The 22125-nt window shown below is 65.0% G+C and carries 20 protein-coding genes and 1 pseudogene; 9 read left to right on the top strand and 12 right to left on the bottom strand.

Annotated elements, in window-relative coordinates:
- From IVB41_RS28445 to IVB41_RS28435, 3 genes are all read left to right on the top strand, one after another.
- Positions 1-555, top strand: coding sequence for an inner membrane-spanning protein YciB (locus tag IVB41_RS28445; protein ID WP_027567616.1), 555 nt, complete (start codon positions 1-3; stop codon positions 553-555).
- A gap of 104 nt (positions 556-659) precedes the next feature.
- Positions 660-956, top strand: a complete 297-nt coding sequence (locus IVB41_RS28440) for a hypothetical protein (protein WP_247362543.1) — start codon at positions 660-662, stop codon at positions 954-956.
- Positions 957-970: 14 nt separating this feature from the next.
- Positions 971-1891, top strand: a complete 921-nt coding sequence (locus IVB41_RS28435; protein WP_247437384.1) for an SH3 domain-containing protein — start codon at positions 971-973, stop codon at positions 1889-1891.
- A gap of 155 nt (positions 1892-2046) precedes the next feature.
- Here IVB41_RS28435 and IVB41_RS28430 read toward each other — a convergent pair whose 3' ends face one another.
- Entirely contained in the window at positions 2047-3702 is a 1656-nt protein-coding gene (locus IVB41_RS28430; RefSeq protein WP_247437381.1) for a fumarate hydratase, read from the bottom strand.
- 224 nt (positions 3703-3926) lie between these two features.
- On the opposite strand from IVB41_RS28430, the gene IVB41_RS28425 reads away from it, so the two are divergent.
- The 3 genes and pseudogenes from IVB41_RS28425 (at position 3927) to IVB41_RS28415 (ending at position 5614) form a co-directional block, all read left to right on the top strand.
- Complete coding sequence (locus IVB41_RS28425) at positions 3927-4400, top strand: hypothetical protein (protein ID WP_027567612.1); 474 nt, start codon at positions 3927-3929, stop codon at positions 4398-4400.
- A gap of 251 nt (positions 4401-4651) precedes the next feature.
- Positions 4652-4825, top strand: a complete 174-nt coding sequence (locus IVB41_RS28420; RefSeq protein WP_197031138.1) for a hypothetical protein — start codon at positions 4652-4654, stop codon at positions 4823-4825.
- 116 nt (positions 4826-4941) lie between these two features.
- Positions 4942-5614, top strand: a pseudogene (locus IVB41_RS28415) (methyltransferase family protein).
- Positions 5615-5647: 33 nt separating this feature from the next.
- Here IVB41_RS28415 and IVB41_RS28410 read toward each other — a convergent pair.
- From IVB41_RS28410 to flgB, 10 genes are all read right to left on the bottom strand, one after another.
- Positions 5648-6355, bottom strand: a complete 708-nt coding sequence (locus IVB41_RS28410) for a glutathione S-transferase (protein WP_247437379.1) — start codon at positions 6353-6355, stop codon at positions 5648-5650.
- 78 nt (positions 6356-6433) lie between these two features.
- The gene (locus tag IVB41_RS28405) at positions 6434-7114 is read right to left on the bottom strand and encodes a lectin (RefSeq protein ID WP_027567610.1); all 681 of its coding nucleotides are present in this window, start codon (positions 7112-7114) and stop codon (positions 6434-6436) included.
- A 144-nt stretch (positions 7115-7258) separates the two neighbouring features.
- Entirely contained in the window at positions 7259-8251 is a 993-nt protein-coding gene (locus tag IVB41_RS28400) for a Tim44 domain-containing protein (RefSeq protein WP_247437377.1), read from the bottom strand.
- Positions 8252-8456: 205 nt separating this feature from the next.
- On the bottom strand, positions 8457-11039 hold the full coding sequence (gene cckA, locus IVB41_RS28395; RefSeq protein WP_247287332.1) for a cell cycle histidine kinase CckA: 2583 nt from the start codon (positions 11037-11039) through the stop codon (positions 8457-8459).
- Positions 11040-11193: 154 nt separating this feature from the next.
- Entirely contained in the window at positions 11194-12273 is a 1080-nt protein-coding gene (flhB, locus tag IVB41_RS28390; RefSeq protein ID WP_018456412.1) for a flagellar biosynthesis protein FlhB, read from the bottom strand.
- Between the two features lie 11 nt (positions 12274-12284).
- Positions 12285-13055 carry a flagellar biosynthetic protein FliR gene (fliR, locus tag IVB41_RS28385; protein WP_007602155.1) on the bottom strand — a complete coding sequence of 257 codons (771 nt, stop codon included), beginning with the start codon at positions 13053-13055 and terminating at the stop codon, positions 12285-12287.
- A gap of 17 nt (positions 13056-13072) precedes the next feature.
- A complete protein-coding gene (fliQ, locus tag IVB41_RS28380) occupies positions 13073-13336 on the bottom strand; it encodes a flagellar biosynthesis protein FliQ (RefSeq protein WP_007612284.1) in 264 nt (87 codons plus the stop codon).
- 173 nt (positions 13337-13509) lie between these two features.
- Positions 13510-13818, bottom strand: coding sequence for a flagellar hook-basal body complex protein FliE (gene fliE / locus IVB41_RS28375; protein WP_007612285.1), 309 nt, complete (start codon positions 13816-13818; stop codon positions 13510-13512).
- A 16-nt stretch (positions 13819-13834) separates the two neighbouring features.
- Positions 13835-14260: a flagellar basal body rod protein FlgC gene (gene flgC, locus IVB41_RS28370; protein WP_027567607.1), complete on the bottom strand. Its 426-nt coding sequence runs from the start codon at positions 14258-14260 to the stop codon at positions 13835-13837.
- Between the two features lie 18 nt (positions 14261-14278).
- Positions 14279-14683 (bottom strand): flagellar basal body rod protein FlgB, encoded by a 405-nt coding sequence (gene flgB, locus IVB41_RS28365; RefSeq protein WP_027518914.1) that lies wholly within the window; start codon positions 14681-14683, stop codon positions 14279-14281.
- Positions 14684-15033: 350 nt separating this feature from the next.
- Between flgB and IVB41_RS28360 the strand changes: the two genes are divergently transcribed.
- The 3 genes from IVB41_RS28360 (at position 15034) to IVB41_RS28350 (ending at position 18163) form a co-directional block, all read left to right on the top strand.
- Positions 15034-16005 (top strand): flagellar biosynthetic protein FliO, encoded by a 972-nt coding sequence (locus IVB41_RS28360; RefSeq protein ID WP_247437375.1) that lies wholly within the window; start codon positions 15034-15036, stop codon positions 16003-16005.
- Positions 16002-16763 (top strand): flagellar type III secretion system pore protein FliP, encoded by a 762-nt coding sequence (gene fliP / locus IVB41_RS28355; RefSeq protein ID WP_027567605.1) that lies wholly within the window; start codon positions 16002-16004, stop codon positions 16761-16763. The genes IVB41_RS28360 and fliP overlap by 4 nt, the downstream gene beginning before the upstream one ends.
- Before the next feature lie 194 nt (positions 16764-16957).
- On the top strand, positions 16958-18163 hold the full coding sequence (locus tag IVB41_RS28350) for a multidrug effflux MFS transporter (RefSeq protein WP_247362560.1): 1206 nt from the start codon (positions 16958-16960) through the stop codon (positions 18161-18163).
- A gap of 92 nt (positions 18164-18255) precedes the next feature.
- Here IVB41_RS28350 and IVB41_RS28345 read toward each other — a convergent pair whose 3' ends face one another.
- Positions 18256-22065: a tetratricopeptide repeat protein gene (locus IVB41_RS28345; protein ID WP_247437373.1), complete on the bottom strand. Its 3810-nt coding sequence runs from the start codon at positions 22063-22065 to the stop codon at positions 18256-18258.
- Between the last annotated feature and the right edge of the window lie 60 nt (positions 22066-22125).

The raw sequence follows: 22125 nt of genomic DNA, 5'->3' as shown, positions 1-22125 counted from the left end.
ATGAAGGACGTATTCGCCCGCCTCGCCTCCGACCTCTTCTCCGCCATCGTCTTCCTGGTCATCTACCTCGTGACCGACAACGTCGTCCTGGCAACGTCGGTCGCGATTGCCGGAGCGATCGCGCAGGTGATCTACGCGCGCGTCAAGGGCCAGCAGCTCAATTACATGACCTATGCGAGCGTCGCGCTCGTCGTCGTGCTGGGCACGGTCACGCTGCTGACCAACGACCCTCGCTTCATGCTCGCAAAGCCCTCGATCGCACATTTCGCGATCGGTGCCATCATGCTCAAGCGCGGCTGGATGCTGCGCTACATGCCATCGATCGTCGTCGAGACCGTTCCGGAGTACGTGACGGCAGCGGGTTATGCCTGGGCCGCGCTGATGTTCGTGATCGGTGCCGGCATGATCGCCGTCGCCTCCACAGGCGATCTGAAGCTGTGGGCGTTCTACATCACCGTGGTCGCGGGCGGCGCCAAGATCGTCGCCTTCGCCGTGCAATATGTCGTGCTCCGTCTCATCGTCACAAGCCGACGGCGCGCCGCCGCCCGCGCCTAAATGCCTCCAACGGAGCGTTAGGCGCGGGCGGCGAGTTGCGCTATACGCTCGGCCGGGACTGGTCCGCGGATCGTCGCGGTCCGCCGGGATCTTGGGAGACGCGAATGGCCGTCGACGGCAACTGGACTCTGACCCTGACGACCCCCATGGGCGAGCGCAAAGCGACGCTGAGCCTGACGGCTGCCGGCGGCACGCTCACGGGGACGCAGGGTGCGGAAGGCGATACAGCCGAGATTTTCGACGGCACCGTCAGCGGCGATGCCGTCAACTGGAAGGTCTCGATCACCAATCCGATGCCGTTGACGCTCGAATTCATCGGAACCGTCTCCGGCGACAACATGAGCGGTGAGATGGGCATCGGCCCGATGGGCAGCTTCCCGTTCACCGGCACGCGCGCGTAAGCCGCGCGGCAACCGTGCGCGCGCTCGGTTTCATCGCGGCGACGATCCTGTGTGTCGCGACCCAAGCGGCGCGCGCGGACGATGCCGAACCGGCGTGGCGGGCTAGCGCGCTCGCCATGCTACCGGCAGGCTATGTCGCCGGCACGGCCTATCGAACCGAAGGTTCGGCGGGCCACCTCGCCGTCTATCCGGCCCCATCGAACGATCCGAAGTCACCTGCAAGCGTGTTCGTCGCGCGCCAGGCTCTCGTGGTCGCGCTGACGCCGGATGCGACGCGCGCAGTCTCGGCCGAATTGAAGCCGCGTAGCGGGCCGGATCCTGACAACGACGACACTGAGTTCGGAAAGCTGCACGTCGATCTCGCCGCCAAGCGCTCAACGCTTCCCGACGGCACCGAGCCCTGTGATTTCGGCGCATGGTCCGTCGACAAGGATCCTGACGGCCTCAACGTGCGCGCCGAGCCATCGATCAAGGCGCGTGTGCTCGGCACGCTTCCGCCGCCTTACCGGCTCAAGCTCGGCGGCAGCGAGAACACGCCCGATGGCGGCTGGCTCACTGAATTCCGCATCATCGGCTTCAAGAACGGCTGGTTTCTGATCGAAGGCGCAAAGCCGCCGGGCAAGGACTACGAGGACGACAAGAAATATCCGCGCAGCGCGCCAAAGCCCTATGCCGGACGCGGCTGGGTCGCCTCCAACAAGGTCGGCGCGTCCTACGCCAATGGCGCGACACGCATGGGCGGTCTGTTCCAGGCGCCCTTCGTCGATGCGAAATGGATGCCGGCCCAGCGCGAGCTCGGCGGCCCGATCGACACCGACGGCGGACCGAAGCACATCTTTGCTTGCAGCGGTCTCTGGGGCCTTGTCGAGAGTCAGGACGGCGTCCGCGGCTGGTGGCGCGGGCTGTGCTCCAACCAGGTCACGAATTGCAGCTAGCAGGCTGAGGCATCCGCATCGTCATGGCCGGGCTTGTCCCGGCCATCCACGTCTTGCTCGCCGCACCAAGAACGTGGATGCCCGGGACAAGCCCGGGCATGACGATCGTGATGGGGGCATGCACAATTACTCGCACGCAGGTGCGAGTGAGGCAGCTAACCCAGATTCAACTCCTTGAAGAAGTCGTTGCCCTTGTCGTCGATGATGATGAACGCCGGGAAGTCGACGACCTCGATGCGCCAGATCGCTTCCATGCCGAGCTCGGGATATTCGAGCACCTCGACCTTCTTGATGCAGTGCTCGGCAAGGTTCGCCGCGGCACCGCCGATCGAGCCGAGATAGAAGCCGCCATGTTTCTTGCAAGCCTCACGCACGGCCGCCGCCCGGTTGCCCTTAGCCACCATCACCATCGAGCCGCCGGCGGCCTGGAACTGATCGACGAAGGAATCCATACGGCCCGCAGTGGTGGGGCCGAACGCACCGGAGGCGTAGCCCTCCGGCGTCTTGGCCGGGCCCGCGTAATAGACCGGATGGTTCTTGAAATAGTCCGGCAGCGGCTTGCCCTGGTCGAGCCGCTCGCGCAGCTTGGCATGCGCGGAATCGCGCGCGACGATCATGGTGCCGGTCATCGAGACCCGCGTCTTGGTCGGGTACTTCGAGAACGTGGCAAGGATATCCTTCATCGGCTGATTAAGGTCGATCTTGACGACCTCGCCGCCGAGCGACTGCTCGACCTCAGGCAGATACTGCGCCGGGTTGTGCTCGAGCTCTTCGAGATAGACGCCGTCCTTGGTGATCTTGCCGAGCACCTGGCGATCGGCCGAGCAGGACACGCCCAGCCCGATCGGCAGCGAGGCACCGTGACGCGGCATGCGGATCACGCGCACGTCGTGGCAGAAATATTTTCCGCCGAACTGCGCGCCGACGCCGAGCGACTGCGTCATCTTCAGGATTTCCTGCTCCATCTCGAGATCGCGAAACGCGTTGCCGTCGGGCGAGCCGTGGGTCGGCAGCGCGTCGAGATAGCGAGCCGACGCCAGCTTCACCGTCTTCATGCAGAGCTCGGCCGAGGTGCCGCCGATCACGATCGCGAGGTGATAAGGCGGGCACGCCGCAGTGCCCAGCGTCAACACTTTCTCCTTGAGGAAGGCGAGCAGCCGGTCCTTGGTCAGCACCGAAGGCGTCGCCTGGAACAGAAAACTCTTGTTGGCGCTGCCGCCGCCCTTCGCCATGAACATGAACTTGTAGGCGTCATCACCTTCGGCGTAGATCTCGCACTGCGCCGGCATGTTGTTGGCGGTGTTCTTCTCCTCGTACATCGACAAGGGCGCGACCTGCGAGTAGCGCAGATTGCGGCGCAGGTAAGCATCGCGCGCGCCTTCCGACAGCGCCGCCTCGTCGTCACCGTCGGTGATGACGTTGCAGCCCTTCTTGCCCATGATGATCGCGGTGCCGGTGTCCTGGCACATCGGCAGCACGCCGCCGGCGGCGATGTTGGCGTTCTTGAGAAAGTCCAGCGCGACGAACTTGTCGTTCGGGCTCGCCTCGCCGTCCTCCAGGATCGCGCGGAGCTGCTTCAGATGACCCGGCCGCAGATAGTGGTTGATGTCGCCAAAGGCGGCTTCCGACAGGTCCCGCAGCGCCTCGCGCGACACCACCAGCATGTCTTTCCCCAGGACCTTCTCAACCCGCACGCCCTCGGCCGTGATCTTCTTGTAGGGCGTCTCGTCCTTGCCCAGCGGAAACAGCGGCGTGTGCTTGTAGGGCGGAACGGGCTTTGCGGGGTCGGGGAAGGCGGTGGGAGCGTTCATGGGCTGGAATCTCGGGGTTTTGGAGCCCTCGCATGGGCCCCTTTCATAGAAGCGTTCTAAGCTTTTTTGCCGCAAAGGGAAGGCGCTCTGGTGCGGTCGGGGCATCCGGATTCGGCGGCTGGCCGCGGACACCAGGCCCTCATGATGCAGTGAAGACCCTGGGTGCACCCCTTGCGCTACGCGCGGGACGACGATTGAATGCGCCCGCTAAGGGGCTTTTCATCATGACATTGAACTTGCACGTCCGCGGCGCGATCCTGGTTGCCGCCGCCATCACCGGCCTTGTGACCCTCGTCTCGCCCGCTCGCGCGGACCGCTGCGATGACAGCGCCAAGGAGCTGGCGAACCAGGTCGATCGCCTCAAGGTGAATTTCCGCGCCGCGAATGTCGTCTATCTGACTCATCCCGCGGCCAAGGAATTGTCCGTGGCTTGCCGTGGCGACAAATATTCGATCGAGCTCTATGCCAAGGGCGATCGCAAGCCGAAACCGGAGTTCTTTACGCTGGTAGGGTCGATGGCGGCGATCGTCTTCACCGTGACCAAGGACGATACGACGACGGGCGCGACACGCTGCCTGAAACGGATGGGGCTCTTGCGCGGCGACAAGATCAGCATGCGTTACCGGCGTCTCAACATGGAATGCACCCGCACCAAGACGGATGCGTCCATCGCGATCACGCGCGGCAAGGACGAATAGGCGGTCCCCCGCGCGGTGTGCGTCTGACAGCACACCGCCCACTACAGACTCCGTCATTCCGAGCGAAGCGAAGCAATCCAGGATCCCTCCGCGGAGACAGACTGGATTGCTTCGCTGCGCTCGCAATGACGAGGAGAGGTCCGAGAGCACATCCCACCGCACCAGATCCCTCGCATTTTAACGATTGGCTTGAAGGAAATTTCGGGTCTCGCGGCGCAGGATCAATTGTTTCCATATGTGAGGATTTGTGGATGAGCGTTTCTACCGTTTCGCCGCCGCCGATCGCGATCGTGGTGCCGAGCTACGACACGAACAAGCAGCAGGACGACCAGATCAAGACCAAGGACAACGACCCGACCTATAAGCCGCCGCCGCCCGCGCCGCTGCCGCCGGGTCAGGGTACGCGGATCGATCAGCTCGCCTGATCAGCCGCGTCGAAGATGAAATGCCCGATCCGGTCGATCGGGCTTTTCGCGTGTCCGGCCGTATCTTCGCCGGATAGCGGGACCAATATCGTGCGCGACTACCCTGAGACCTGCGCATGATCGCAAGACTCCTGTTGCAGAGCACGATCACCACCGCCGCCATGGGTGCGCTGCTGTTCGCGTGCGCCGGAACCCTGCACTGGCCGTCGGCTTGGGTGTTCCTCGCGATCTCCGCCCTGCTCGGCCCGCTCTGCGGCTGGTGGCTTTACCGGGTCGACCCCGCACTGCTCGGCGAACGCCTGCGGCCGGTCCTGCAAAAGGACCAGCCCGCTGCCGACAAGGCGTTCATGGCCGTCTTCGTCGTCGCGATGCTGGTCTGGCTGGCGGCGATGGGGCTCGACCGGCGTACGCTAGCCTCCGATATGCCGATGGCGGCGCAGATACTCGGCCTCGCCCTGTTCCTGCTCTCGACACTGTTCATCCTCTGGGTCTTCCGCGAGAACTCGTTCGCGGCGCCCGTGGTGAAATTGCAAGCCGAGCGCGCGCAGCGCGTGATCTCGACGGGGCCCTATGCCCATGTGCGCCATCCCATGTATAGCGGCATGATCCTTCTTCGCCGGCGTGCCGCTGCTTCTGGGCTCATGGTGGGGACTTATGATGGTGCCGCTGTTCCTCCTGTTGTTTGCCATCCGCACTCGCATCGAGGAGCGCACGCTGCGCGAGGGCCTGCCGGGCTATGCCGACTATGTGACGCGCGTGCGCTATCGCCTGTTTCCTGGCGTATGGTGAGCGCGCAACACCCCCTCGGCACCTCCGGACCGGCTAACCATCCAATTCGCGGTAGCGGCGGAAGATGCCCTGCTCGTTGAAGGCAACGCGGCGGCGGCTTTCGAGATAGGCCTTGATATTCGGCCGCGCCGCGACGCGGTCGTGCACGCCGACGAGGCCCGGGATATCGGCCTCGAACGCCTTCATCCGCTTCGGAAACGCATAGCGCAGCCCCGCGACGAGCTGGAACAGCGAGAGATCGACATAGGACAGCTTGCGGCCGGTGAGATAGGCGCCGCCATTGTCCTCGAGGAGCTGCTCGAAATAGCCGAGATATTTCGGCACGCGCTCGCCCCAGAAGTCGGCCGTGCGCTTCTTCGCCGGCGGCTTCTGATCTTCGTAATAGAGCGAGGGCCCGAGCGGATGATGGGTATCGTGAATCTCAACCACGAAATCGGTGATCGTGAGCTGGAGCTGATGCACCCAGAGTTGGCCCGCCTCCGATTTCGGGGCGAGGGCGTGGCGGGCGCCGAGATAGAGCAGGATGTTCGCGGTCTGGCCGATGACGAGCTTGCCGGCTTTGAGGAACGGCGGCGCAAAGGGCGGCGTGCCCTTGTGCGCGTCCATCATCTTCATCATCGCAGCTGTGCCGCGTGGGCCGCGCGCCACGTCGACGTAAGCCGCGCCGGCCTCCTCCAGCGCCAGCCGCACATATTCACCGCGGCCCTGGATCTCGGGCCAATAATAGAGCTCGTATTTCATGGAAACTGTCCGTGATTGCGTTGCGGCAAGTCTAGCACGCAACCACGAACTCCATGCCGGTGGCGAGAGTTCCGCGTCTCAATTCGACGCGAAGCAATACAGCAGGCCATCGCCGCCGGTGCTCTTCAGATCGGCCTGCGAGCAGCCGCCGTCGGGACCGCGCGAGGGATGCGAGCTGTTCCACGATTTCGACGGCTCGTCATCCCGCAGGCCTTGACGATCGGCATGGCCGACGACCGCCGCGCCTTGCGTGCTCGACGTCCAGTTCTTGCAGGTCTTGTCGTCACCCGCGGGAAATGCGCTGCCGTCGGCTTGCGAACCCGTGAGGATGTCGTGCCGGTTCGGCGTGTCGCCGCGGCCGTTGATGACCTCGCCCTTCTCGCTGAGCGCGGTCTGCTTGGTGAGGTTGTTGGCCGCCCCGTGCAGGTCGGCAACGTCCTTGGCGATCACAGCGCCCTTGGCGTTCTGCCACGGTCCCTTGCCGATGCGGTCGCGCGCGTTGACGGCCGGCTTGCCGTCGGCGGTCTGCGTGGAGAGATAAGCGCGCCAGGTTTTGCTGCCGGCGCCGCCGGCCTGGGCCAGCTTCTGGCACTGCGCATCGGCCCCCTCCAGGCCGCCGAGATCGGCGCCCTTGCCAGGACCATTGGAAGTCACGAAGAACGTCATGTCGGCCGACTGCGCCTGCGCAGATGGTGCTGCGAACAAGGCCGCGGCGAGCGCGAGGCCTGAAATCGTCACGGATCTCTCAATGCGGATCATCCTGTCCTCCCTTTGTGTTGTCGTTGGCCGCCAGATTTCAACCCGACGCAGGCCCGCTTATTCCGGTGCCGCGATGCGAGAGGCCCAAAAGAAAAAGGCGCCGTGCAAGAAGCACGACGCCTTTGTTATTCATGTCGCCTGCGATCAGTTGGTCTGCTGGATCGCCGACAATTCCCACGCGCCGCCCGGACGTCGGGCAAAGGTCCAGACTTCGGTGGCCTCGCCCGGCTGCTCGCTGCCGGCGACAATTGCGCCGGTATTGCGGTCGAGCGTCTTGTCGGTGAGCGCGAAGCGCAGCGCCACGGTCGCGTAATCGGTCTCGCCTTCGCGCCAGGATTCCGCGAGGTCGCCCTGCAACAGCTTCACATCGCTGACCTTGTTGACGACATTGCGCGCGCGGTTCTGGCCGAGGTCCTGCTCGAAATAGGAGACCATTTCCGGCGTCGCGAGCGTGTGCAGCTTGGCCACATCCTCGTTCGACCAGGCGGACTGGACGTCGCCGAGCAGACGCTCGAACGCCTCATAGTCGTCCGGCTTGATCTCGAGCGGCGCGTTGTTGGCGCCGAAGCCGAAGCCGCCACCAAGGCCACTACGGTTGTTCGCCTGCGGTCCCGGACCGGCACCGGCGTCAGCGTTGGCATAGGCCGCCTGCGGGGTGTGGCGGCGCTGCCACCAGGACATCGCCAGCCGAACCACGAGCACCACGAGCACGATCTGGATGATCAGACCGATGATCGACGATAGGCCGCCGAGCCCGCCGAACAGGCCACCGCCGAACAGCATGCCGAGCAGGCCTGCGCCGAGGAAGCCGGCCGCAAGGCCGCCCATGAAGCCGCCGGCCCGGCCGAACAGGCCGCCGCGCGCGGGTGCGGCTGCAGCCGAATTCATGCCTGCGCCCGGCTGGGTGTAGGTCCGATTGAACTGCGAGGTCGAGCCCGGCGCGGTCGTGGTCGATGGCGGGGCCGAATAGGTGCGCGAACCGCGCGAGCCCGACGACATGCCGCCACCGACGCGCGCGTCGACGGACGAGATCGCCAGCGCCGTCGGCAGCGCAAGCGCCAGCACGACGGCAATCGTCTTGAAGAGCCTGCGGGAGCGTTGCGAGAAATTCATGTTGGTTTCCCAGATCCCCGGCATGGGGACGTGCCCCTAAGATGGGCAGCCTTCCGTAAAAAGGAAGCCACTATCGGAACTTATGGCTGCGGCCCTCAGTCGCGGGGATGTGGCAAAAGCCCATGTTTGGCGGCAGCTTGGCTGCGTGTGCGAAGGGGCCCCGGTCGCGGGTTACCGGTGGCTTTGGTGCCGGCAATTCCGCTTTTCCGTCGTCATTGCGTTGAGGCCCTCACCCCGCCTTCGCCATCGTCTCCTTCACGGCCGCCACGAGCTGGCTCAGCGTGAACGGCTTGGGCAGGAAGTCGAACTGCTGGCCTTCGGGCAGGCTCTTCTCGAATGCGTCTTCCGCGTAGCCGGAGACGAAGATGAACTTGATGTCGGGGTTCTTCTCGCGCATCGCCTTGAGCAGCGTCGGGCCGTCCATCTCCGGCATCACGACGTCGGACACGACGAGATCGATTCCGCCGCTCTGCTCTTCCAGCACCTCCAGCGCCTCGACGCCGTTCTCGGCCTCGACGACGGTGTAGCCGCGCGAGCGCAGACCGCGTGCGTTGAGCGCGCGCAGGCCCTCTTCGTCCTCGACCAGGAGGATGGTGCCTTGTCCGGTGAGATCGGTGCGGGGCTTGGCGTCCGCCGTGGACCCAGCTTCCTTCGCGGCACCATTGCTGGCGCCAACGGCCGGCGCCGGCTGCTCGACCTGCACCTCCGGCTCGGCATGATGGCGCGGCAGGAAGATCTGGAATGAGGTGCCCTGCCCCGGCTCCGAGTCCACGTAAATGAAGCCACCGGTCTGCTTGACGATGCCGTAGACGGTCGAGAGCCCGAGGCCGGTGCCCTTGCCGACTTCCTTGGTCGAGAAGAACGGCTCGAAGATTTTGTCGCGGATATCGGCGGGGATGCCGGTACCGGTGTCGGCGACCTCGATCCGCACGTAGTCCGCGGCCGGCATGCCCTTGTAGGCCAACCTGGCCGCCTCCTCGGCGGTGACGTTGGCGGTGCGGATGATCAGCTTGCCGCCGTCGGGCATGGCGTCGCGCGCGTTGACCGCGAGATTGACGATGACCTGCTCGAACTGGGAGACGTCGACCTTGACCGGCCAGAGATCGCGGCCGTGGATGGTCTCGTGCTTGACCTTCTCGCCGATCAGGCGGCGCAGCAGCATGGCGAGGTCGGAGAGCGCATCGCCGAGGTCGAGCACCTGCGGCCGCAGCGTCTGCCGCCGCGAGAACGCCAGCAACTGCCGCACCAGCGTGGCGGCCCGCGTCGCGTTCTGCTTGATCTGCATGATGTCCTGGAACGACGGATCAGTCGGCTTGTGCGCGTTCAGCAGGAAGTCGTTCGCCATCATGATGGCGGAGAGCACGTTGTTGAAGTCGTGGGCGATGCCGCCGGCGAGCTGGCCGACAGTCTCCATCTTCTGCGACTGGTTGATCTGGTTCTCCAGCGCGCGCCGCTCGGTGGTCTCGAGCATGTGCACGATGGCGGCTTCCGCGTCGTTCTCACCCCCGTCGACCGGCGTGACGAAGAACTGGCCCCAGCGCTCCTTGGAGCCTTCCAGCGCGACCTCGACCGGCGCGATGTCGGCCTGATTCTCGGCGGCCTGGTTGATGGCCGCGATCAGCAAATGACGGTCGCGCGAATTGACCGCGCGGAAGATCGACTTGCTGGCGCTGTCGAGCCCCAACGCCTGCCCGAGCTTGGCGTAGCGCGCATTGGCGCGCACGACGTTGCCGCCGCGGTCGACGGTGGCGATCGCCATCGGCGTATGGTCGAAGAAGCGCATGAAGCGCACTTCGGCGGCGCGGTCCGGATCGCTGCGCTCGTCACGGGCGCGGCTGATCACCAGCGTGCGCGACGGGCCTGGCGCACCGTCAGCGCCGAAGGCGAGCTTGTGATAGAGCCGCACCGGCATGGTCTTGCCGGTACGCATGCGCAGGTCGATGTCGAAGACTTCCGTCTTGACCTCGCCCGGGACCGCCACGATCGCGGTAAGCAGCGAAGCGCCGTCGCCGGAGACGATGTCGGTGAGCTTCAGCCCGCCCGAGCCGATCTCGGCAAGGTCGTAGTCGAGCCAGTTCGCCAGCGTCGCGTTGACGTAAGCGAGCTCGCCGGCCGGATTGACCGAGAAGAAACCGCAAGGCGCGTGATCGAGATATTCGATCGCGTGCTGGAGTTCCTGGAACACGTCCTCCTGGCGCTCGCGGTCGCGGGTGATGTCGGCGATCGACCACACCGCGTATCTCGTCTCGCGCTTGCCGGTGCCGAGGGGCCGCACCCGCATGCGCAGCCAGCGGCCCTGGCTGCCGTCATGGCCGGAGATGCGCACCTCTTCCTGCTGCCGCTTGCCTTCGCGCGCGGCTTTCAACAGGCGGAACACCGCTTCGGAGACGTCGGGGTTGCCGATGAAGACGCGCTCCACGGGACGCACGTCCTGTGGGCCGGCAGCGCCGGTCAGCGTCAGATAGGCCGCATTGGAATAGACCACATGGCCGCGCGGATCGGTCACGGCGAGGCCGTCGAAGGCGTGGTCGGCGATGCGCCCCATCACGGGATCATCGAGATTGCGATCGACGAAGCGGATGATGCCGGCGGCGAAGGCGAACAGGTTGAACAGGCCGACCATCGCCAGCACGGCGAGGATACCGAGAATATAGGGCTGCGCCTGCGCGCGCCCGAGCGTCATCAGCCCGACGGCAACGGCGACGAGCCCGGCGGCCACCAGCAGCACCAGGGCAATGCTGCCCGAGCGCGGCGACGGCTCGTGCGCCGCAACGGGCTCGCGTGTGAGGTCGTGGTCGGTCTCGGCAGTCATCTCAAGCTGGCACAGCCTGTCGGCAGAGAATCAACGCGCTACAGGGCGCGCAGGGTCCTCCCTGCCTGAATCGGACCCGCAGGCGCAAGGGCAGCAGGGGCGAAAGGTACGCTGATTCCCAGATTACGGCCATTTCCAGTACTTTTCAGGGGTTTTATTGCCGGCTGGCACCGAATCCGCTCTTCAGACGCATGACGTAGCCGATGACTTCGGCGACCGCATGGTAGTGCTCGGTCGGGATTTCCTCGTCGATCTCGACGGTGGCGTAGAGCGCGCGGGCGAGCGGCACGTTCTCGACGATCGGGATGTCGTGCTCGCGCGCGATCTCCCGGATCTTGAAAGCGAGGTTGTCGACGCCCTTGGCGACGCAGATCGGCGCCGACATGCCGCGCTCGTAGGACAGCGCGATCGAATAGTGGGTCGGGTTGGTGATGATCACGGAGGCCTTGGGAACCGCCGCCATCATGCGCTTCTTGGAGCGCTGCTGGCGCAGCTGCCTCAGCTTGCCCTTGATGTGTGGGTCGCCTTCGGACTGCTTGTACTCTTCCTTGATCTCCTGGAGCGACATCTTCTGCCGCTGGAACCAGCTGCGATACTGGAAGAAATAGTCGCCGATGGCGATGATGGCGAGCGCCGCGACCACCGCGCCGAGCAGGTGAATGGTCAGGCTGGTGGAGGCACCGAGCAGGGCGGCCGGATCGAGCCTGACCATCGCCTCCATGCGATGCCGCTCCGGCCACAGGATCACGGTCATGACCGCGCCGAGCACGATCAGCTTGCCGAGACCCTTGAGGAAGTTCGCCGCCGCTTGCTTGCCGAAGATGCGCTTGAGGCCCTCGGCAGGCGACAGCTTGCTGAACTTGGGCTTGAGGGATTCGGCCGACCAGACCAGGCGGTGCTGCAGCACGTTGCCGGCAATTGCCGCGAGTACCAGCATCAGCAGCGGCACGCCCACCGCCGCGAGCACCGCGACTTCGATCTGCTGCATCAGGGCAAGCAGAGCCCTGCCGTCGGTCTTGATCATCCAGGAATTGGCGAGCAGGTTGCGCATCGGCGCCAACAGCCCGCTGCCGACCGATCCCGAGAAGCTCGAGACCACGAGCGTGGCGCCCGCGATCATGAACCAGGTGTTGATCTCCTGGCTCTTGGCGACGTCACCGCGTTCGAGCGCCTCTTCGAGACGTTTTTGCGTCGGGTCTTCTGTTTGACTCTCTGGATCGTTGTCTTCCGCCATCGATCACCCGATCACTTGAGTGGCATCATCTGGTGCATGACACCGATGAAATAGTCGAGATAGGTGCCCATCATCGCCGTGAGCACGACGGCGAGCACCAGGAAGCCGGCGAAGATCGAGAGCGGCACGCCGACGAAATAGACCTGCATCTGCGGCATCAGCCGCGCCAGCACGCCGAGCCCGATGTTGAAGACGAGGCCGAACACCAGGAACGGGCCGGAGAGTTGCAAGCCCAGGCGGAACGCGGCGGCGAAGGCGCGCGTCGCCAGCGCGGCGACATCGCCGCTCGACACGGTCTCGCCCGGCGCGAAGATCGTGTAGCTGTCGTTCAGTGCCGCGATCACCAGATGATGACTGTCGGTGGCGAATAGCAGCGTCACCCCCAGTATTGTCAGGAAGTTGCCGACGAGCACGCCCTGCTGTCCCTGCGTCGGATCGACCGACGTGACGAAGCCGAGCCCCATCTGCTGTGCGATCACGGCGCCGGCAACCTGCAGCGCCGACAACGTCACCCGCGCGGTCGCCCCCAGCACGATGCCGATGACGATCTCATGCAGCATCAGGACCAGCAGCGGCGCGATCGAGCCCATGTCGACCTGATAGGCGTTGCGATGCAGCGGCAGGATAATCAGCGTGAGCAGCAGCGCGATCGACAGTTTGATCCGTGTCGGGATATTGGTCTCGCCCAGGCCCGGCAACAGCATCACCATCGCACCGACCCGGGCAAAGGCGAGCATGAAGGAGGCGGCAAGCGCCGGCAGCAGCGAGACGTCGATGCGCATGACGGGCGCATAGTGCCTCAGCCGCCGATGATTCGCGACGATATCCGCAGCATGTGGGAATGCAGCGCGTCGGCCATGAACGGCAAGGCCAACAGCATTGTGGCAAAGATGGCCAGGATCTTCGGCACGTAGATCAGCGTCTGCTCCTGGATCTGCGTCAGCGCCTGGAACAGCGACACGACGACGCCGACCACGAGGCCGACCACCATCAGGGGCGACGACACGATCACGATGGTCCAGATCGCATCACGCGCGACGTCGAGGGTTTCCGGTCCGGTCATTTCGCAGTTCCTTTGTCTTATTCCTCACCTCCCACCGCTCTTGTGAGTGATGCGAAGGCCTATCCCCGGTCATTGCGAGCGCAGCGAAGCAATCCAGACTGCCGCTTCGGAAAGACTCTGGATTGCTTCGCTGCACTCGCAATGACGATTGGGGCGGGCGCGAGCGCCAAAAATCAGATCGGCATCTTCATGATGTCTTCATAGGCCGCGATCACGCGGTCGCGGACCGAGACCAGCGTGGACACGGCGACGTCGGTGTCTGCGACCGCCGTCACCACGTCCATCACATTGGCCTTGCCGGCGGCCATCGCCACCGTCTGCGCATCGGATTTGCGGCCGGACTCCAGGACGCTGCCGACGGTGTCTTTCAGAAGAGAGGCGAAGGACTGCCCGCTCGGCTCGCTGCCCTTGCCGGCACCGCTGTTCTCCAGCACGCGGGCAAGGTTTGCATAGGCGTTGGCGGCAATTGTCGGTGTTGCCATGGTTCAAATGTCCTGTTCAGCTCTTGAGGATGTCGAGGGTGCGCTGGATCATCCGGCGCGTCGCGCTGATGATGTTGAGATTGGCCTCGTAGGACCGCTGCGCGTCGCGCATGTCGGTCATCTCGACCACCGAGTTCACGTTGGGATATTTGACGTTGCCGGTTGCATCCGCCGCTGGATTGTTCGGCTCGTATTTGGTGCGGAAATTGGACTGGTCGGGTTTGATCCTGCCGAGGGTGACGACCTGCGCGTCGAGTGTACGGTCGAGCGCGGAGGAGAAGGTCGGCACCTTGCGCCGGTAGGGATCGCCGCCGGCGCTCTGCGACGTCGAATCCGCATTTGCGATGTTCTCCGAGATCACCCGCATGCGCCCGGCCTGCGCCCGCAGACCGGAGGTCGCGATCGCCATCGAGCGGGCAAAGTCGCTGCTATCATTCGCCATGATGCGCTTCCTCTAGCTCTAGCCTTTGCCGATCGCGGTCTTGAGCAGGTGCAGGCTCTTCGAATAGAGCGAGGTCGCCGCCGCATAATCCATCTGGTTGCTGGCGGCCTTCATCATCTCCTCTTCGAGATTGACGGCGTTGCCCGCGGGGCGGGTCTCAAAACCCGCATTCTTGTTCTGGTCGAATCCGGAGGCCGCGCCTGACGGCGCCATGTGGGAACCGCTGGTGCGGGTAAGCGCCAAGGGGCCCATCGAACCCGTGACGGCGCCAGCCTTGTCCAGCTTCGGCTCGACCAGGTCGCGCGGCCGGAATTTGGGCGTGTCGGAATTGGAGACGTTCTCGGACAGGACGCGCTGGCGCTCCTGGTGCCATTGCATCTTGGTGCGAAGCGCCGATAGCACCGGAAGATCGTTGATGGACATCGTTGCGGCTCCTTCCGCCTCGCAGGACCCGTGGCCCGAAGCTAGGCAGAATTTGCCGCCTGTATGGTTAACAGCTGGTTAAGGAGGTCGCAGCAGTTGTCCCCCGCCGGGACACGAATGCGCATGCCCCGTGATTCTACGCCTCCGAAAACGGCATTAACCCAACCGCTTGGCGGCGCGTGCACAGGCCAAGAAGTCGTTTTGGATCGAGCGATTCATGGGTTATTAAGAGTTGGGGACGGCAAAACTTGCCGTGGGACGTTAAGAAATCGCAGTTTGGGGCAACGTAAGCCGGTGGTTGGCGCATCTGACCACGGGCCCGAGACAAGCGCCATTTGTCGGGGACAAGTATGCAAGGCAGCCCTATCACCTTCATCGTCGCGTTCATCGTCGTTCTGGCGTTGATCGGCGTCGCTGCATGGCTGGTTCGCCGATTCGCCACCAGCCGGCTCGGCGCCAACACCCAGCGCGGCCGGATGCCCCGGCTCGCCGTGATCGATGCCGCCGCGGTCGACGGCCGCCGCCGCCTGGTGCTGGTCCGGCGTGACAATGTCGAGCATCTTCTGATGATCGGCGGCCCCACCGACATCGTCGTCGAACCCAACATCGTGCGCGCGGCGCCCGGCCGCGACCAGCTCCCGCAGCGCCCCAACGCGGCCGAGCCGCCGCGTCTTGCGCCGATGCATGATAGCAGCAGCTGGGCCGACGAAGCACCGCGGCCCGAACTGCTCGATCATCCCGAGCCGCACATGCCCGAGCCGCCACCGCGACCCACGCGCCCCTCCTTCGCCGACGAAGTGCGCCGGCCGGCTCCCGCGATGGCCGAACGCCGCAACGAGCCGCCATTGGGCGGCTTCACCTCCGAGCCGATCGCGCCGCGCCCTGAGCGCGAGCTGCGTCCCGAACCTGTTCCGCCGCGCGTTGCGCGCAACGAACCCCCTCTGATGCCGCGTCCGCCGCGCCAGAGCGAGCCGGTGAAGGCGCCTCCGGTGCGCGCCGAGCGCGTCGCCGCGCCTCCTCCGCCTGTGCCGCAGGCTCCGCCCGTTCCGCCGCCGGCGCCCGCTCCCGCGGCGCCATCGAGCGCCGAGCAGAATCTCGCCGAGATGGCGCAGCGGCTCGAAGCTGCGCTGCGCCGCCCCGCCGGCGAGACGCTTGCCCCTCCGGTCGCGCCGGAGCCCCCGGCCGCTCCCCCGCGTGTGGCCCGCAGCGAGCCGCCGGCACCACCGGCCCCTCCCGCAAAGCCGGCCCCGGAAAAGACCAGCTTTGAAAATCTCGAAGACGAGATGGCCTCGTTGCTCGGCCGTCCGAAGCCGTCTTCGTGAGGCTGCCGGCCCTCCCGCGTAGAGTTTTTTTTCTTTCTGTCCTGATCGGCGCGGCTTCGCTCGCGATGCCGGCGCATGCGCAGGACATCAGCATCAATCTCGGCGGCGGAGGCGCTGGCGGTGGCGGCGTCACCGAGCGCGCGATCCAGCTGATCGCTCTGCTCACCGTGCTGTCGATCGCCCCGTCGATCCTGATCATGATGACCTCGTTCACGCGCATCGTGGTCGTGCTGTCGCTGCTGCGCACCGCGATGGGCACCGCGACCGCCCCGCCGAACTCGGTGATCATCGCGCTGGCGATGTTTCTCACCTTCTTCGTGATGGGACCCGTCCTGCAAAAATCCTACGACGAAGGCATCCGTCCGCTGGTCGCCAATCAGCTCGGCGTCGAGGACGCGCTTCAGCGCGCCTCCGTCCCCCTGCGCGGCTTCATGCAGAAGAACGTGCGCGAGAAGGACCTCAAGCTGTTCCTGGATCTCTCCGGCGAGCCGCCGCCCGCCACTCCCGACGACCTCGGATTACGCATCCTCGTCCCCGCCTTCATGATCTCGGAGCTGAAGCGCGCCTTCGAGATCGGTTTTCTGCTGTTCCTTCCGTTCCTGATCATCGATCTCGTCGTCGCCTCCGTGCTGATGTCGATGGGCATGATGATGCTGCCGCCCGCGACCATCTCGCTGCCGTTCAAGCTGATCTTCTTCGTGCTCGTCGACGGCTGGTCGCTGGTGGCAGGGAGCCTGGTGCAGAGTTACGGGGGGTAGCCGGCCTGGGGAGCGGTCACTGCCCCTATCCTCTGGCCCAGGCTTGTAGGCGTGCACTTCAGCTTATCAGCGCAGGGCGGAAGCCTGCCACCGTGAGCGCGTTCGGCGGTTCGTGACATACCGGACTATGCTCAGGTTGCGCATTCAATGGGTGGTTGATATGATCATTATCATCCATTGATCCGAAGCGGCTTATGACCAGCAACGTCGAAGACCGTCCGCTCGCTCGAGCCGTGCCGCTTGGTCTTCAGGTCGCCGTTCTTGCTGCGCTGTCTGCGAGTGGCACGTTGGCCACCAACATTCTGCTGCCTTCGCTACCGAGCATCGCCGTCGCGGTAGGCGTCTCCAGCGCTCAGGTAACCTCAGCTATCACCATATTCCTCGCCATGTTCGCGGTCGGACAACTTGTTGTCGGTCCGTTGTCGGATCGTTTCGGCCGGCGCATACCCGTGATGATCGGGTTTGCTGTATTTTTCGCAGGTAGCATATGGTGCGCGTTAGCCAATGATTTGGCGGCACTATTGATTGGTCGCGTTGTGCAGGCCGGTGGCGCATGTGCCACGTCTGTCCTTTCGCGAGCTATCGCAAGAGATCTTTTTCAGGGCGAAAAGCTAGCGCGCGTGCTCACGTTTGTTATGGTTGCGATGGCAGCGGCGCCCGGATTCTCGCCCCTGGTCGGTGGCGCGCTGGATCATTTTTTTGGCTGGCGTTCAGCATTTGTGTTCGTCGGAATCTTCGCCGTCGTCGCCGCCTCAGCATTTCTTGCGGCTTTCGGAGAAACGCACCACGCGCCGCGCGCCGAGTTCGATTTCTCGACAATCGCCAAGAATTACTGGTCGCTATCGACTGACCGCCGTTTCTTGGTTCCTGCCGCAACCGTTAGCCTCATCTTAGGTGCGCTGTTTGCAATGTTTTCGGCGTTACCGCGTGTCTTGATAGAAGGCCTCGACTTCACACCCATGCAACTCGGCCTGTTCTTCGCAGGCACTGTCATGATCGTCTTTAGCGCTGGCATTACCGCTACAAAAATCGTTCCGCACCTTGGTCTCGACCGATCGATTTGCATCGGCCTCGCGCTGGCCTGTGTCGGTGGCGGTATGGTGTTGCTATTCGCGCTTCTCGACGGGCGCTTTTTGCCATTTCTTGTCGGCGCATGCGTATTCCTGCTAGGCATGGGTATGGTCAATCCGCTCTGCAGTGCGCAAGCTCTTTCGCCATTCGGCGATCGCGCCGGTGCTGCCTCGGCCCTGTTGGGTTTCTGGCAGATGTTGGCCGCGGCGCTGGGGGTATCGCTTGCGGCGGTGATCGCAAGGAATCCCATGATCGGGCTTGGTCTCGTGCTAGTGCTTGCCTCGACCTTGGCCTCGGCAATTTATCAGGTCCGGGTAAAGCTCAATTAAGCCCGCGCCCCGGGCGATAGGATTCGGCGCTGCCCGTCACTTCGAGAGCTTGCTCACGAGACCTGTCGCGAGGCCCGGAAGGAGCAGCGATCCTACCGCGTCATCTTGATCTGCCGCACCACCGGGATCGTGGGCAGCGAGCCGGTGTGGTCGGATTCGTCCTTGGCCTGCGGCGAGGCCGGCGCGCGCGCGGTGGCGTCGGGGAAGCGCTGCTTCATCTCGCGCAGGAAGCCGTCGAGCGTGTCGACGCTGGCAGCCAGCTTGGCGATATCGGCAAATTCGGCGCTGGAGGCGCCGGTCGGTTTGCTCGCGATGTCGAACGCGAGCCGATCGGCGCTCTCGCTCATCAGCGGCGCATATTTCTCGCGAAAGCGCGACATGCCAATCGAGTCGTCGGCGAGCGCATAACCGACGGCGGCGCGGATGATGTCGCTTTTCTCCACCGCGTTGAGCGGCTTGAAGTCGCGGAAGCGCTCGCCGTAATAAAGCTCGATCTGCTCGGCGGATTCACGCCAGCGCCGCGCCGCCCAGAAGATGTCCGAGCGCAGCCGCAGCACCTCGCGTCCCGTCACGTTGGAGACGATGTCGAGCGCGAGATCGTGGCGGCCGACGTCGCTCTGGGCACGCGCCTCCAGCAGCAGGCGTTGCTGCCTGAGCTCGCCTGAGAGGTCGCTGATACGGCTCGCGCGCAACGCCGTGATCGCCATGTCGGGTCTGCGGTTGGCGAGATAGATCATGGACAGGCGTGCGGCGACTTGTGCACGCGCCGCGCCTTCGAGGCGGTGGTCGACCTGGTATTGCAGGAGTTCGGCGGCCTGATCGAGCAGGTCGATCGAGGCGAGACGGTCGGAGAGGCGTCGGATCAGCTCGTCGCCGCGACGGCCGATCGGCGTCAGCTCGCGGAACTCGTAGAACATCCCCAGCGCTTCGATCGGCGGCAGCTCGTCGCCCTTGGGCCCCAGGAAGATCTGCGTGAACAGGTCGGAGGCGAGGTCCTGCGCCTGGCGCGAGGCTTCCGCGTTCGGCTGCAGCTTTGTCGCGGTACGCGCCGCGGTGAGCGCGTCCCGGTAGCGCCCGTTCTCGGCAAACATCTGCGACAGCATCTGCAGCGTCTTGACCTCGATCGAGTCGCCGCGCCAGGTCATCGAGAGCGTTTCGAGCTCGCGCAGCGCGTCTTCCTTGCCGATCTCGTCGCGCTTCTGCCGCAGCGCGACCTCGAGCTGCTTGGCCTCGGCGGCAGCCGGCCGGTCCGACGAGCCGACCGCGAACTTGTAGTCGTCGAGCGCGTCCTTGTCGTGGCCGAGCGCCTCGGCGAGCCGGCCGCGCAGCACTGCAAAGCCGGGCGCGGCCTCGGGCGAGACGCCGACCACCTCGAGCTCGCTGCGGCGCTTGGAGGCGCCGGCATAGTCCTTCACCTCGAGCGAAGCGCGCATCGCCTCCATCGTCACGATGCGCTGGATGTCGAGCGGCAGCGAGGCAATGGCGAATTCGACGTTCTTGAACTTCTCGCGCGCGTCCGCCCATTTGCCCTGGCGCGCATAGGCGAGAGCCTTCCAGAGCTGGGAATCGTGGCTGTTGCCGATCACGGGGTTGGCGAGGTCCTTAAGGCCCTGCGCCGGCCGGCCGATCAGGATGCTCGCGATCGCATGCATGATCAGCGCGCCGCTTTCCTCCTTGTTGAGAGAATCGGCCAGCATCAGTTCGGTGACGGCCTTGGCCTCGTGATACATCGCGCGCGACATGTAGAATTGCGCGAGGTCGAGACGCGGCAGCGAACGCATCGCCGGTTCGACGTTGGAGATCGCCGTGATCAGCTCGTTCTGACGCGCTATGAAATTTTCCGACTGGCCCTTGCGCCAGCCTTCGGGGCTGAAGACCGGCCGCACCGCGGTCGGCGCGCGCTCGGCCGAGATGTCGACCGGCGACAGCGTCAGCCCGCCCTTCTTGCCGAGGATGACCTTGTCGGCCCCGACCTCGACGCCGACCTCGTCGGAATTTGGCCGGATCGCGATGCCATGCGCGGATTCCAGCAGCGCGAGATCAACGAGATCCTGCCGCTTGATGAAGCCGCGCACCGGCCGCTGCGCGGTGATGACATAGAGCGTATCGCCGGCATCGGGATCGGTGAGCTTGTGCAGGAGCCCCGGATTGGCGAAGGGGATCGCGATGTTGGCAAGCGCCGGGTCGGTGATGTTGCGCGAGATCATCAGCGGCAGCGGCGTCGCCTGGATTTTGTCGGCGAGGGTCAAGAGCCAGTTGGTCTGCTTGCCGACCTCCTCGCTCGTCAGCGAATAGACCAGCGGCCGGGTGAGACGGATGCGCACCGCCTGTCCCTTCTCGAGCGGGACGCGGCCGACTTCCCCGATCATCGCACCGCCCTTGGTGCGGATCGCCTCGACGTCGATCGGCTTCGCCGTATCGAACACCAGCCAGACGGTATCGCCACGGCGGAACGCCGCCGCAGGCGTTGCGACCTGAAGCGGAAAGGTCACGCGCAGGCCGTCGCTGTCGCGGCGGACATCGACGCTGGCACCACTCGGCTGCGGAGCTGCGGGCGCCTCTACTGGAGCAGCCTTGAGGGCCTCCGTGGCCGGCTCCTTGACGGGTTCCTTGGCAGCTTCCTTCACGACCTCTTGAGGCGCTTCGGCCATGACCGGCTTGGCGGGCGCGACCGCAGTTTCTGCAACTGGCGCGACCGTCTTTGAAACTTCCTTGACCGCTTCCTTGACCGCTTCCTTGGGCGCTTGCGCAGCGTGCGCAGCTTCGACCGCAGGAGCTGGCAGCGATTTCGGCGCTTCAGCGGGCGGCATGGCGGAGGGTGCTTCCGGCTTCACCTCGGGCTTGACGTCGATCCTGGCTTCGCGCGCGATCGTCTCGGACGTCGGCGGCGCGATCTCGCGATGCGCGTCCTTCGGCTTCTCGGCCGCCGGCTTTTCAGGCGCAGGCGCCGGTCCATGGGCGGCGGGCTTGGCCTGTGCGATCGCAGCCTCGGCCGAATTGGCCGTCTTGCCCTTGTCCGGCTGGAAGGAGATGTCGACGACGTAGTTCTTCTCGTCGCGGAACGAATGCACGTCGGAATCGCCGATCAGCGCGATCTCGACACTGGTCTGGTCGATGTCGGCCTTCTGCTTGATCGAGGCGACGTTCGGCGGCGCTGCGACGACCGCGTCCGCCAGATCGAAATTGAGGTTGGCGTTGAAGGCGAGCGTAAGCTTCTGCTCGTTGAGCACGGAGGACACCCCGACGCCGTCGGGCATCTCGAACACGAAGCGGACGAAGGTCGGCTGCACCGAGGCGCGCACGCGGATCTGCGGACGCTTCTTGCTCTCCGCCGCGGCGCGCTGGGCGCGCAGCGCGCGTTCGGCGACGCGCGCGCGCTCGGCGAGTTCCTTGACCACGTCCATCGGCAGGCTTGGCGGCGGTCCCTTCCAACCCTCCGGCAAGAGGTCGATGAAGGTTCGCTCGCCGGCATTCATGGTGTTGACGGTGACGCGCCGCGCCAGCGACAGCCGGATGGCGCCGCCGTCGGGATCGCGGCGGGCGGAGTTGACGTAGTCGGGCGCGCCTTCCGGGACGCGGTCGACGGGCACGTCGACCGCCCGGTCGAAGCGGATGACGAGAATGGAGCCGGCCGTCGTCACCTCGGAGGGGACGTCCTCTCCGAGCTTGATCACGAGACGGGCAAAGCCGCCGCCGGCCGAGAAAGTCGCCTCGCCCCGGATCGCATCGGCCGCCCGGACAGGCGTCGTGAAGCCGATCAGCAGGCTCGCTGCCAGCAGCGGCGCCGCGCGGACATGACGCGACAGCCTCCGCGCCAGGACGCGGGCTCGCGACACAAATCCAGCGGCAGCCTCTCGCGCCATTGGCGGCATTACTTCCGGTTCGACGGTCCACGCCGGCATTGCTGCCGGCCCCTGCCCCAGACTGTAGATTTTGGCAATTAAGGACTTCTTAAGTATGAG

Origin of the sequence: Bradyrhizobium sp. 44 (genome assembly GCF_023073095.1) — a bacterium.
Taxonomy (GTDB): Bacteria; Pseudomonadota; Alphaproteobacteria; order Rhizobiales; family Xanthobacteraceae; genus Bradyrhizobium.
This window is presented reverse-complemented; position numbering and strand designations above follow the sequence as displayed.

What these genes read in the sequence shown, in the direction of transcription:
- IVB41_RS28440 (WP_247362543.1), top strand. Translation starts at nt 660, where the DNA reads ATGGCCGTCGACGGCAACTGGACTCTGACCCTGACGACCCCCATGGGC.
- IVB41_RS28350 (WP_247362560.1), top strand. Translation starts at nt 16,958, where the DNA reads ATGACCAGCAACGTCGAAGACCGTCCGCTCGCTCGAGCCGTGCCGCTT.
- IVB41_RS28425 (WP_027567612.1), top strand. Translation starts at nt 3,927, where the DNA reads ATGACATTGAACTTGCACGTCCGCGGCGCGATCCTGGTTGCCGCCGCC.
- IVB41_RS28445 (WP_027567616.1), top strand. Translation starts at nt 1, where the DNA reads ATGAAGGACGTATTCGCCCGCCTCGCCTCCGACCTCTTCTCCGCCATC.
- IVB41_RS28420 (WP_197031138.1), top strand. Translation starts at nt 4,652, where the DNA reads ATGAGCGTTTCTACCGTTTCGCCGCCGCCGATCGCGATCGTGGTGCCG.
- flhB (WP_018456412.1), bottom strand. Translation starts at nt 12,273, where the DNA reads ATGGCGGAAGACAACGATCCAGAGAGTCAAACAGAAGACCCGACGCAA.
- IVB41_RS28345 (WP_247437373.1), bottom strand. Translation starts at nt 22,065, where the DNA reads ATGCCGGCGTGGACCGTCGAACCGGAAGTAATGCCGCCAATGGCGCGA.
- IVB41_RS28410 (WP_247437379.1), bottom strand. Translation starts at nt 6,355, where the DNA reads ATGAAATACGAGCTCTATTATTGGCCCGAGATCCAGGGCCGCGGTGAA.
- fliE (WP_007612285.1), bottom strand. Translation starts at nt 13,818, where the DNA reads ATGGCAACACCGACAATTGCCGCCAACGCCTATGCAAACCTTGCCCGC.
- IVB41_RS28405 (WP_027567610.1), bottom strand. Translation starts at nt 7,114, where the DNA reads ATGATCCGCATTGAGAGATCCGTGACGATTTCAGGCCTCGCGCTCGCC.
- fliR (WP_007602155.1), bottom strand. Translation starts at nt 13,055, where the DNA reads ATGCGCATCGACGTCTCGCTGCTGCCGGCGCTTGCCGCCTCCTTCATG.
- IVB41_RS28430 (WP_247437381.1), bottom strand. Translation starts at nt 3,702, where the DNA reads ATGAACGCTCCCACCGCCTTCCCCGACCCCGCAAAGCCCGTTCCGCCC.
- flgB (WP_027518914.1), bottom strand. Translation starts at nt 14,683, where the DNA reads ATGTCCATCAACGATCTTCCGGTGCTATCGGCGCTTCGCACCAAGATG.
- IVB41_RS28360 (WP_247437375.1), top strand. Translation starts at nt 15,034, where the DNA reads ATGCAAGGCAGCCCTATCACCTTCATCGTCGCGTTCATCGTCGTTCTG.
- flgC (WP_027567607.1), bottom strand. Translation starts at nt 14,260, where the DNA reads ATGGCGAATGATAGCAGCGACTTTGCCCGCTCGATGGCGATCGCGACC.
- cckA (WP_247287332.1), bottom strand. Translation starts at nt 11,039, where the DNA reads ATGACTGCCGAGACCGACCACGACCTCACACGCGAGCCCGTTGCGGCG.
- IVB41_RS28400 (WP_247437377.1), bottom strand. Translation starts at nt 8,251, where the DNA reads ATGCCGGGGATCTGGGAAACCAACATGAATTTCTCGCAACGCTCCCGC.
- fliQ (WP_007612284.1), bottom strand. Translation starts at nt 13,336, where the DNA reads ATGACCGGACCGGAAACCCTCGACGTCGCGCGTGATGCGATCTGGACC.